Below are 13,032 nucleotides of genomic sequence, written 5' to 3' on the forward strand. Positions count from 1 at the left end.
CTACGCATGAATTGCCATTTAAAACTGACTCTAGTCGCCGCATGCATTAGCATTGCGGCTTCTGCACAAGCTTTAGAATCCAAAATTTCTAAAGACCAATTACCCACACTTGCACCGGAAGTTCAACACCAAACCGCAAGTAAAAGAGTAACGTCTCGCTTTACTCGATCTCACTATAAGCATTTTAGTCTCGATGATGATTTCTCTAAGGCGATGTTTGAGCGTTATTTAGAATTGCTTGATTTCAGTCGAAATATTTTTACCCAAGCGGATATAGATTCTTTTTCTGAGTGGTCGACTCAATTAGATGACCAACTCAAGATTGGCGACAATCAAATTGCATTTGATGTTTATAACCTTGCAATGGAGAAGCGATTCGAACGTTATGTGTTTGCTTTGTCTGTTTTAGATAAAGAAATCGCATTTGATGTTGAAGAGTCGATTGAACTGGATCGTTCTGAAGCGAGTTGGGCCAAAAATACCGAAGAGTTAGATGAACTGTGGCGTAAGCGTGTTAAGTATGATGCCTTAAGTCTAAAATTGACGGACAAAGAGTGGCCTGAAATTAAGGAAATGCTAGAAAAGCGTTATAATAACGCCATAAAGCGTATTACTCAGTCGAAAAGTGAAGATGCATTTCAAATCTATATGAATGCCTTTGCTCGTCAGGTAGACCCACATACGAGTTATCTGTCACCACGTAATGCAGAACAGTTCCAGTCAGAGATGAGCTTATCTTTAGAAGGAATTGGTGCAGTTTTACAGATGACCGACGACTATACCGTGATTCGTTCTCTGGTGGCTGGAGGTCCTGCGTCTAAAAGCAAAGAACTGTCTGATGGTGACCGCATTATCGGTGTTGGTCAAGAAAGCGCTGACATGGTGGACGTAATAGGCTGGCGACTAGACGACGTTGTTCAGTTGATTAAGGGGCCGAAAGGGACGAAAGTAACATTGAATATATTACCTGAAGGTAAAAATTCTAAAAGTTACGATGTCACAATAGTGCGGGACAAAGTTCGTCTAGAAGATAGAGCGGTTAAGTCTGAGGTCATTGAGAGAGACGGTAAAAAGATTGGCGTTCTTGAAGTTCCTAGTTTTTATGTTGGCTTATCAAAAGATACAGACAAGCTAATTAAAGAACTTGAACAGCAATCTGTTGATGGCATCATCGTCGACTTAAGAAACAACGGTGGTGGAGCATTAACTGAAGCGACCGCATTATCGGGTCTGTTTATTAAGAAAGGTCCCGTTGTTCAGGTTCGAGATAGTTATGGTCGTGTCAATGTTAACAGTGATACCGATGATATCTCTAGCTATGATGGACCATTAACTGTTTTGACCAATCGTTATAGCGCCTCTGCTTCAGAGATTTTTGCCGCGGCTATGCAAGACTATGGACGTGCAATTATTTTAGGAGAGCAAACCTTTGGTAAAGGGACAGTCCAACAACATCGTTCATTAAATCATATATATGATTTGTTTGATAAAGAGCTAGGTTACGTACAGTACACTATTCAAAAGTTCTACCGTATTGATGGTGGCAGTACACAGAATAAGGGTGTCGTTCCTGATATATCCTATCCTAGTGCCGTTGATCCAGAAGAAACGGGCGAAAGTGTTGAAGATAATGCGTTGCCATGGGATAGCATTGATAAAGCAGCCTATGATGTGTTGAAACAGCGTGAAACACAGATAACTGCTCTTAATTTGCAACATGAACAGCGTATAAGTAGCGATAGAGAATTCGGTTTTATTGCGCAAGATATTGCTCAATATAAGCTAGAGAAAGACGACAACACTTTGTCATTAAGTGAGAAAACTAGGAAAGACAAAATAGAGGATAGAGAAGCAAAGAGATTAGCTCGTATCAATGAACGTCAAAAGTCGCTAGGTGAAGAAGAATTTACCTCTCTTGATGATGTTGATAAAGATTACGAAGGTCCAGATGCTTATTTAGATGAGTCCGTTGCCATTATGGTTGATATGATAAAGGCAAAGTCAGCTAGTTGATAATAATGAAAATAATCAAAAGGCGAGCGCTATGCTCGCCTTTTTTTTGTTTAAAATAATGTGATTTGCGTCAAATATTTCGCTTTATTCAGAAACTAACTCTACGCTTATATAAAGTGAGGAGAGTTAGTGATGAAGATTATCATGTTAATTCTAGCCTGTTACACACTCGTGTTTTCAGTCTCGGTTAGCGCGACTAGCGCAGAAATAAATAATAAAATCGATTTAACTCAGTTTGATTACCCTTTTTTGCTCGGTGATTGGTTTCTGACTAATCCAGCGCCAGAAGAAGGTCATGCTGATTTTTTAGCAATAAGGTTGCACATAGCATCAAACTATCAGTTTGCTATAGAGATACAAAATAACGACCAAAGCATGAATTATTGGCAAGGGAGCTACTCATTAAGTAACGACACCTTAATATTAGGGTTAGGTACCGAAACACCTCAAACCTACCGTTACTTAGCTAACCATAACCATTTAATGCTCAATGGCATTCCCTTTGTTAAAGGTTACTCACCAGAACTCATTGGTCGTTGGAAAAGTGCAGAAATCAAAGGGGATGACATTCTTGCAAGTCATGTCAGTCATGTCAGCCTCACCTTGCAACCTGATTTCATGTTCTTATTTATGTCAGAATCTGCAGACGGGAATCTCGCTGCCTATCAAGGTATCTACTATTATGAAGGCGAAAATTTAGTTCTAATGTATGAAAAAGGTGAACATAATTCTCGCTATAAAGTAGAGAATAATACTTTGACCCTTGAAGGAACGGGCTTTGATATGTACACCGTAATGAATAGAGTTGAGTGAATTAATCTGATTACGGTCTAAATAACACCGTATTGAGGAGGCACTTTGATAAAGGTGCCTTTTTTGTGTTTGTTAAACCTTGTTTTTGTTCAAAATAACCCGACATATAAGGGTAAGGATAAACGAACTCGGTTGCTTCAATCTGAATTCGCTTTATGACCTACTCTATTCTCTGGAAAGACTCTTAGCTAAGTAAGAGTAAAGGAAGAACTATGTCTGAACAAACTCAAGCAAAACCTGTCGCTAAGTATCGTATAGATTACCTGTCGCCATCGCATTCGATTACTCATATAGATTTGGAATTTGACCTCTATGATAGAGAAACCATCGTCGTCGCCGTTTCTAAAGTCAAACAGTTGCAAGAAAGTAATACTCTTACTCTAGAGGGTGAACAACTAAAACTTTTGAGCGTAACCATTGACGGTGAACAATGGACGAATTTTCAAGAATCTGATGGGAAGCTTACCATCGAAGGATTACCAAAAGAATTCGAATTAGCGATTACCACCGAGTTAGATCCAGAAGGGAATAGTGCATTAGAAGGTTTGTATAAATCAGGTGGTGCATTTTGTACGCAGTGCGAAGCGGAAGGGTTCCGTCGTATTACATATTATATGGACCGTCCCGATGTGTTGGCCGTCTTTACCTCAAAGGTCATAGCAGACAAAACCCAATATCCATTTTTGTTGAGTAATGGGAATAAAACTGGATCTGGTGATCTTGATAACGGCCGTCATTGGGTACAATGGTTAGACCCGCACCCTAAACCTGCGTACTTATTTGCATTGGTAGCCGGTGATTTTGATCTATTAGCCGATAGCTATACAACGATGTCTGGTCGCGATGTTGCCTTAGAGATTTATGTAGATAAGGGAAACCTGGACAGAGCAAGTCACGCGATGCTATCGCTAAAAAATTCGATGGCATGGGATGAGCAACGTTTTGGTCTAGAATACGATCTGGATATTTATATGATTGTTGCCGTCGATTTTTTCAATATGGGTGCGATGGAAAATAAAGGGTTGAATGTATTTAACTCTAAGTTTGTATTGGCGAACGAAAAAACGGCCACAGATACGGATTACTTGGGCATTGAAGCTGTCATCGGTCATGAGTATTTCCATAACTGGACGGGAAATAGGGTCACTTGTCGCGACTGGTTTCAACTGAGTCTGAAAGAAGGCTTAACTGTATTCCGAGATCAGGAGTTTTCATCTGATCTAGGTTCTCGCGCGGTAAACCGTATTAACAATGTCAGGATTATACGCGGGCCTCAGTTTGCTGAAGATGCAAGCCCAATGTCACATTCTATCCGACCAGACAAAGTTATAGAGATGAATAACTTTTACACGCTTACCGTGTACGAAAAAGGCAGCGAGGTCATACGTATGATGCACACGCTGCTAGGTGAGGTGAGTTTTCAAAAAGGGATGAAGCTCTATTTTGAGCGACATGACGGAACCGCAGCAACATGTGATGATTTTGTTTCCGCTATGCAAGATGCCTCCGGTGTTGATTTAACTCAGTTTAAACGTTGGTATAGCCAATCAGGTACGCCAACTATTCATGTCACTAGCTCCTATGACAGTGAGCAAAAGACCTATGCAGTTACTGTAGAGCAATCAACCGCCGCGACTCAAGAACAAAAGGAGAAGTTGCCTTTACATATTCCTCTCGATATTGAGTTGTATGGGTCGAATGGTGATGTTATTCCGTTACAGTGTAATGGAAAATTCATCAATAATGTTTTGAATATTAACGAAGAAAAACAAATATTTATATTTGATAATGTAGATGAGTTACCCATTATTTCTTTGTTACGTGAATTCTCAGCGCCAGTGAAATTGGTCTATGACTATACCGATCCAGAGCTGATGTTTTTGATGGTCCATGCGACTAACGAGTTCGCTCGTTGGGATGCAGGACAAATGTTATTGGCTAAATACATTAAAGCAAACATAGAAAATGTTCAAAATGGGCGCGCCTTTGAGTTATCAGAGCGTGTTCTAGACGCATTCAGAGGAGTATTACTGAATCGCGAGTTGGACCCCGCATTTATTGCAGAGGTGTTGTCGTTACCGAGTCAAAATGAAGTCGCCGGTTGGTTCAAACCAGTTGATGTCGACGCTGTTTACTCAGTATTAAAATCAATAAAGATGGCTATCGCTAATAACCTGCAAGATGAATTAGCGGCTGTTTATGGGTCATTAGTTCAATCCAAATATACTGTAGAGCATGATGCCATTGGTAAAAGGGCACTAAGAAACATGGCCTTAAGTTATCTCGCTTATCTGCCGCAAGGTAATGAGTTGGTCAAAGCACAATACAGTAGTGCCAACAATATGACTGACACAATGGCTGCGTTATCTGCTGCGAATCAGGCAAAACTGCCTTGTCGCGAAAAGATGATGGATGATTTTAGTGAAAAATGGGTCAATGATGGCTTGGTAATGGATAAGTGGTTTGCATTACAGGGCACCAGTCCTTCGGATGACGTTCTAGATGTGGTGAAGAAAACCATGCAACATCAAGCGTTCACTATGAAAAATCCGAACAGAATTCGCAGCCTTATCGGATCGTTCCTTACTGCGAATCCGGTTAATTTCCACGCGAAGGATGGCTCAGGCTATCAATTTGCTGGAGAAATATTAACTGAATTGAATGAAAGCAACCCACAGGTTGCATCTAGACTGATTGACCCTCTATTGAAATATCGTAATTATGATGAAGCAAGGCAGTTATTAATGCGAGCAGAATTAGAAAAGTTGTCAAAACTTGAAAACTTAGCAAAAGATCTGTTTGAAAAGGTGACTAAAGCGCTTGATTCGTAGCTAAAACTTATAAGAAGATAGTCGTATGGCTATCTTCTTTCTTTTTACTTAAGTAAAACGTAATATGAACCAATATACATTTCGTCTTGATATTCCTTACAATGTGTTTCTACAACATTATGCCGGTTCAGCAAGCAGTGTACTGGTTTACACGGAACAAGGGTTAAAACTGCAGGTTCCTGCGATGCGATTAAGACCGTTCTTAACTCAAATCGGTGTAAAAGGTCGGTTTCGATTAACAACAGATAAAATGAACAAGTTTGTTAACCTAGAATCGGTTTAGATATGTTAAATTTCAGATAGTTAAATCGAGTTACCACTCACAGTTTTTGATACCCACCTCTCTATTTGTAACCAATTCATTAACTTATTTTCAATATATCTCTTACAATAACTAAGTACCCAACGAACATTGTGTTCGTGTCCCCACTAAAAACAATTTGGAGTGCAATATGACCGCACGCGAGCCTGTTGTGCCGGTTCTACTTGAAAAAGTGTATCAACTTATTCAAGACAAACTTGAACTTGCTCAAAAACCTTTAGTTACTCAGCTAGCGAAACATCTCTACAGCAACATTTCTCAGGACGACCTGATAAATAGGAATGACTCAGATCTTTATGGCGCAGTAATAAGTTTATGGCACCATATCTCTGAAACACAATTCAAAGATATTTCGGTTAGGGTATTTAATCCTAGCTTGAGCCGCCATGGTTGGCAGTCAACGCATACGATAATTGAAATCGTCGTTCCAGACAGTCCGTTTCTCGTAGACTCGACAAAAATGGCTTTGACCAGACTGGGATTAACTTGTCATTTTATGCTTAATGGCCCCACACAACTAAAGCGAAATAGTGACGGTGAAGTCGCTGAGTTAAATAGTGGTAAAGGGGATTTCCAATCTCTTTTTCATATTGAGGTTGATAGGCTGAACAGCAAAAATGAAATGACTGCACTCAAAACTGAGTTGGTGGGCGTGCTAACTGATACTGGATTAGTGGTTAGCGATTGGCAAGTGATGTCGGACAAATTACAACAAGTCATCAAAAAAACAGAAGATAACCTTAAATCGATTCCATTGGAGAAAAGTCGCTTAGACGAAAGCCTGCAATTCATGAGATGGCTCGGTAAGCACAACTTTACCTTTATGGGTTACAAAGAATATGACCTGGTTGAAAGCAACAATGGCCTTCAGCTTGAACCAACGAAAGAGAAAGGTTTGGGTTTATTTGGTCTTGCTAGTCGTATTCGTACCGTAGAACTTTCAAAGTTTGCTGAATCAGCGCAAGCAGAAGCGACAAAACCTTACCTACTGATTCTCACCAAAGGTCATGCCTCTTCAAGGATTCATCGACCAGCTTATACCGACTATATAGGTATCAAGAAATTTGACGAGCAAGGTAATGTTGTAGGTGAGCATCGATTTACAGGGTTATACACATCTGCTGTCTACAACCAAAGTGTATTCAATATTCCCTTAATTGGACAAAAAGTAGAACGAATTCTTAGCGCTAGCGGGTATAGAAAGGGATCTTACTCTTATAAAGCACTTCTCAATATTTTAGAAAACTATCCAAGAGATGAGTTGCTTCAAGCAAAAGAGGAAGAGTTGTTAGAAACCGGCCTTGGTGTCGTGCAAATGCAAGATCGTGATCTTGTTCGTTTGTTTGTTCGTAAAGACCCGTTTGGCCGTTTTTTCAGTTGTATGGTTTATGTTTCCAAAGAACGTTATAACACTGAAGTCCGAAAATTGACTCAACGTATACTCCGTCAGCATCTAAATTCAGATCGGGAGGTTGAATTCACGACGTTCTTCTCAGAAAGCCCACTTGCGAGGACGCACTATATAGTCCGAGTAGACAACAACAATTTCAATATAGATGTAAAAGCGATAGAGCATAACTTGATGGAAGCTTCTTCAACTTGGGTCGATAGACTAGAACACGCCATTGTTGCAAACTTGGGCGAAAGCAAAGGTCTTTCTTTTGCAAAACAATATAAGAATGCATTTCCAAGTTCATATAAGTCGGATGTCATGCCAAGCATCGCGGTTTCAGATATTGAACGGTTAGAAAATTTGAATGACGAAAACAAATTAGGCATGCTGTTTTATCGACCTCAAGAAGAGGGGATAAATTCTAAGGTTGTTCATCTTAAATTATATCACCGTGATGAACCGATTCATCTGTCAGATGTCATGCCGATGTTGGAAAATCTCGGTTTACGAGTCGTTGGTGAATCGCCTTACGAAGTAAGAAAGGCAAATGGAACGATATACTGGATACTTGATTTTTCCATGCTCCACAAAAGCGATGAGAACATTGACTTACGTGAAGCCCAAGAGAGATTTCAACAAGCGTTTGCCGCTATTTGGTCTGGTGAGTTAGAAAGCGACGGCTTTAATAGATTGTTACTTGGTGCAGGTTTAACCGGAAGAGAAATTACGATCCTAAGAAGTTACGCTCGATATATGAGACAGGTTGGATTCCCATTTAGCCAAAGCTATATCGAAAACACGCTATCCGATCACACCGAGATGGCAAAAAGCCTAGTTGAATTATTTGAGAGACGATTTGATCCTAAATGCAAAGGTGCCCAAAAAGGACAGACAGATCTTATACAGCACATTACTGAGCAGCTCGATCATGTAGAGAGTTTGGATGACGATAGGATCATTCGACGTTATATGGAAATGATCTCAGCGACGTTAAGAACAAATTATTATCAGCTAGACAAAAACAAAAAGAACAAACCATGGTTATCGTTAAAACTTAGGCCACGTGAAATTGCAGATATTCCAAAACCCGTTCCTGAGTTCGAAATATTTGTGTATGCACCGGATATCGAAGGGGTGCATTTACGGGGTGGAAAGGTTGCTCGTGGTGGACTTCGTTGGTCAGACAGACAAGAAGATTTCCGTACGGAGATACTCGGGTTAGTAAAAGCACAACAAGTAAAGAATACCGTAATTGTTCCTGTTGGTGCGAAAGGCGGTTTCGTATGTAAAAAACAACCAAGTTTGTCTTCGCGTGATGAAATATTTGCGGAAGGCAAACGTTGCTACAAGATATTTATTCGCGCGTTGTTAGATGTTTCCGATAATATTGTGGAAGGTCAGTTGGTTCATCCAACGAATGTGGTTCGTCATGATGAAGATGATGCTTATTTAGTAGTCGCAGCAGATAAAGGGACGGCAACGTTTTCTGATTTGGCGAACTCAGTCTCTGAGGAATACAATTTTTGGCTGGGCGATGCATTTGCCTCTGGTGGTTCAAATGGTTATGACCATAAAGCGATGGGCATTACGGCTAAAGGTGGATGGGAGTCGGTCAAACGTCACTTTAGAGAAATGGGAATTAACTGCCAAACCACTGATTTTACCTGTATCGGTATTGGAGATATGGCAGGTGATGTGTTTGGAAATGGGATGCTTCTTTCCAAACATATAAAACTGCAAGTTGCATTTAACCATATGCACATATTTATCGATCCAACCCCAGACTCTGCAATAAGTTGGAAAGAGCGAGATCGTCTGTTTACATTACCAAGATCCAGTTGGGAAGATTATGATCCTAAACTGATCTCAAAAGGTGGCGGTATATTCTCAAGGCGATCAAAGTCGATCAAACTTACACCAGAAATACAGAAGATGATCGGAACACGTAAGGCGGCTTTAGCGCCCAGTGATCTTATTAAGATGCTTCTGAAAATGGATGTCGATCTTTTATGGAATGGTGGTATTGGTACTTACATTAAAGCGTCCACAGAAACTCATACTGATGTTGGCGATCGCGCAAACGACGTATTGCGAATAGATGGCCAAGAGCTGAAAGCGAAAGTGGTTGGAGAAGGTGGCAACTTAGGAATGACACAACAAGGTCGTATTGAATATGCCTTGACTGGTGGACGTGTCAACACGGACTTTGTTGATAACGTTGGTGGTGTTGATTGTTCTGATAACGAAGTGAACATTAAAATATTCCTTAACGGATTAGTTGCACTCGGTGATATGACAACGAAACAACGCAATGAAATCCTGGATAAAATGGAAGTCGAAGTCGGCGAGATAGTATTGGAGGACGCTTATTGTCAGGCTGAATCTATTTCAGTGACCGAAAAACAAGGAACTTCATTAGTTAAGGAACAGATTCGATTCATCCATACATTAGAAAAAGCAGGTCATTTAGATAGAGTATTGGAATATATTCCTGATGATGAAACCTTGCTAGAACGAGAAAAACAAGGCAAGGCATTTACTCGACCAGAGTTGTCTGTATTGGTTGCTTATGGAAAGATGATACTAAAAGAACAGTTAGTAAGTGACGAGATAGCATCAGATAACTATCACAAACAACTGTTAGTGAAATACTTCCCTGAAGAGTTACGCCGTAACTATATTGCTCATGCTGAAAATCATCCTCTTAAACGAGAGATAATAGCAACGGCACTGGCAAATCAAATGGTTAACGAGATGGGATGCAATTTTGTCACCCGTCTTCAAGAAGAAACAGGCGCCAGCATTGACAAAGTTGCCAATGCTTATTCTGCGGCTCGGGATATTTTTAACTTCGAAAAAACATTAAAAGATATTCGTAAACTTGATAATGTATCAACCACAAGTGCGCAGTATGATTTGATTTTCCAAGTAAGAAGGACGTTAAGAAGATTATCGCGATGGATGATCAGAAATAATGCGGGTAGTTTTAGTGTTAATGATCTGATTAGTCATTATAAGGCCGATGTGATCGCCATAGGAAAAACACTGGATCAGTGTTTAGTACCAGAAGAGGTCAAAGAGCATGACGATCTCGCCAACGCGTGGATCGAACAAGGTGTTGAGAAGGGATTGGCGCATCATGTGGCTCGTTTATCGAGTCTCAATTCTGCATTGGATATTTCCTCTGTTGCGAAAGAAAGTGGGCAAAGTGTTGAAGACGCGTCTAAGTTATACTTTAATTTAGGGGATAGGCTCTCATTACATTGGTTCTTAAAACAGATCAATACCCAAGGTGTAGATAACAATTGGCAAGCTTTGGCAAGAGCGGCATTTAGAGAGGATCTTGATTGGCAACAGCGACAACTTACGGCGTTGGTGCTCAGTTGTAATTGTGGTAGTACCGCATTTGATCCTTTATCTGATCTGGATTCTTGGATCAGTAGTAATAAGCCATCTTTAGAGCGTTGGGAAAATATACTGAACGAATTTAAAGTAGGTTCCATGCATGAATTTGCTAAGTTTTCAGTTGCCTTGCGAGAATTGATGCTATTAAATTTGAATTGTTCCAAAAATAAGTAAATAATACAGCCCCGTTTATACGGGGCTTTTTTTTATCGGAGGCATACATGCTTTACCGTCTTGCAAGGACTGGTTTTTTTCAACTCGATGCCGAAAAGGCACACGATCTCGCAATTCAAAATTTCAAACGTTTTCAAGGTACACCATTCGACCTTTTTTACCGTCAACATTTACCAGATAGACCGGTAGAATGCATGGGACTGAAGTTTAAAAATCCGGTTGGCTTAGCTGCTGGCTTGGATAAAAATGGAGAATGTATCGACGCGTTTGGCGCAATGGGGTTTGGATTCATAGAAGTTGGTACGGTAACACCAAAACCGCAGCCAGGAAATGACAAACCAAGATTGTTTCGCCTGACTCAGGCTCAAGGTCTAATCAATCGGATGGGATTTAACAACGACGGTGTTGATAATCTCGTTGCCAATGTTCAAAAATCATCTTACGACGGAATCCTTGGTATCAATATTGGCAAGAACAAAGATACTCCCTTAGAAAAGGGCAGCGATGATTATTTAATCTGTATGGAGAAAACCTATCAGCATGCAGGATATATTGCTGTTAATATTTCTTCACCTAATACACCGGGCCTAAGGTCGTTACAATATGGCGAGGCATTGGATCATCTTCTATCTGATTTGAAGTTGAAACAAAACGAATTAGAAAAGAAGCATGGGAAATATGTTCCTCTGGCGCTAAAGATAGCGCCAGATTTAAGTGATGAAGAAATTGTTCAGATTTGTGATTCTCTCGTTCGTCATAATATTGATGGTGTCATTGCAACCAATACAACATTAGATAGAAGTATTGTTAAAGGCATGAAACATTCGGATGAAGCGGGTGGGTTAAGTGGTCGTCCTGTACAACAACGAAGTACAGAAGTAGTTCGTTGTCTATACGCAGAACTTGGCGATAAGCTTCCTATTATTGGTGTGGGTGGTATTGACTCATTTGTTTCGGCGAAAGAAAAAATGATGGCAGGCGCAAAACTAGTTCAAGTTTATTCTGGCTTTATTTATCAAGGTCCTGGTTTGGTGAGAGATATCGTCAAAAATATCTAGTAACATCATTAAAAATAAAAAAAAGAGGAAATTTATTTCCTCTTTTTTTTTGGCTCCGTACTTGTAGAATTATTTTGTTAGTTGAATAGGTAGCACCTAAATTACCTAGAAAACGGAATTTATAATAATCAAGAGATGGAACGATGCTTAAACCTCGAGATACATGGAATTGGTTTTTTGATGAGCAAGAAAATGCTCTGATGCTTGACCTTGGAAGTGACATGCTGTTTAGAGTCAATCTTCCTAAAAAACACCTCGTAGATTGTGCCTATACTGACACCGATTTTACGGTAGATGATGCTTCTGCTTTTCAAGCATTTAAAGAGAGTGCATCCAACCTAAACCTGACTGAACCGAGACAAGCAGAGTTGGTCCTTAACTGTGTTGCGTCAAAGCGGTTTCACAAGCCCGTACAGCCTCAAAGTTGGTTCTTCGATGAACAAGCTGCAGATTACCTTCCAAATGAAGGAGATATCGTTCACCTCAAGAATAGTTATGGGGAAGGGTATTTCATGGTTATCGAAGTTTGTCATAACGCGAGCCTATGCGCGTACATTGAGACTGACGAATTTGCCTTGAATGGACGTAAAGTCCTTAAGTTTGGTGAGCCAATTAAAGTTATGCATAATCGCATGGTGTGTGCAAACTCGTTATTTGAAGCGTTACCGATAGCTTTGGTAAGCTAATACCTCATTCGTTCCCTTGTTGTACTTTCCCATCGACCCTCGCGGTCGATTTTTTTTGTTTAAAATAGTTCAGTAATTCTTACTTTGTCCTAAAAGTTGAGAATAGAACTTCGCTCGACAATAAATTACCTCTATTTATTATCCAAATTAACGATTATTGCACTCTCATCAATGAGACATCGATACCAAAGAAAAATAATTTTTCTTAAGTCGTTGCCTCTATTCGTTTAAATATCATTCAAATTCAGCGCATTTATTCCCGTTTTAACGCGTAATGTAAGTAAATTACCACTCAATACCTCAACTGGTATAGACCAAATCCGCCCTGAATAAGTAT

Annotated in this window: 7 protein-coding genes; all 7 read left to right on the forward strand. The window is 40.0% G+C overall.

Annotation, left to right across the window (positions count from 1 at the left end; translation table 11 throughout):
• Positions 1–6 precede the first annotated feature (6 nt).
• On the forward strand, positions 7–2,013 hold the full coding sequence (gene prc, locus L3V77_RS08410) for a carboxy terminal-processing peptidase (RefSeq protein WP_275136600.1): 2,007 nt from the start codon (positions 7–9) through the stop codon (positions 2,011–2,013).
• A gap of 132 nt (positions 2,014–2,145) precedes the next feature.
• Positions 2,146–2,826 (forward strand): hypothetical protein, encoded by a 681-nt coding sequence (locus L3V77_RS08415; RefSeq protein WP_275136727.1) that lies wholly within the window; start codon positions 2,146–2,148, stop codon positions 2,824–2,826.
• Between the two features lie 212 nt (positions 2,827–3,038).
• Positions 3,039–5,657 carry an aminopeptidase N gene (gene pepN / locus L3V77_RS08420; protein WP_275136601.1) on the forward strand — a complete coding sequence of 873 codons (2,619 nt, stop codon included), beginning with the start codon at positions 3,039–3,041 and terminating at the stop codon, positions 5,655–5,657.
• Positions 5,658–5,721: 64 nt separating this feature from the next.
• Complete coding sequence (locus L3V77_RS08425) at positions 5,722–5,940, forward strand: DUF2835 domain-containing protein (RefSeq protein ID WP_275136602.1); 219 nt, start codon at positions 5,722–5,724, stop codon at positions 5,938–5,940.
• Between the two features lie 169 nt (positions 5,941–6,109).
• Positions 6,110–10,951: an NAD-glutamate dehydrogenase gene (locus tag L3V77_RS08430; protein ID WP_275136603.1), complete on the forward strand. Its 4,842-nt coding sequence runs from the start codon at positions 6,110–6,112 to the stop codon at positions 10,949–10,951.
• Positions 10,952–10,998: 47 nt separating this feature from the next.
• Positions 10,999–12,009, forward strand: a complete 1,011-nt coding sequence (gene pyrD, locus L3V77_RS08435; RefSeq protein ID WP_275136604.1) for a quinone-dependent dihydroorotate dehydrogenase — start codon at positions 10,999–11,001, stop codon at positions 12,007–12,009.
• A gap of 143 nt (positions 12,010–12,152) precedes the next feature.
• Positions 12,153–12,695 carry a cell division protein ZapC gene (locus L3V77_RS08440; protein WP_195703257.1) on the forward strand — a complete coding sequence of 181 codons (543 nt, stop codon included), beginning with the start codon at positions 12,153–12,155 and terminating at the stop codon, positions 12,693–12,695.
• The last annotated feature ends 337 nt before the right edge of the window (positions 12,696–13,032 follow it).

Origin of the sequence: Vibrio sp. DW001 (assembly GCF_029016285.1) — a bacterium.
GTDB lineage: Bacteria > Pseudomonadota > Gammaproteobacteria > Enterobacterales > Vibrionaceae > Vibrio.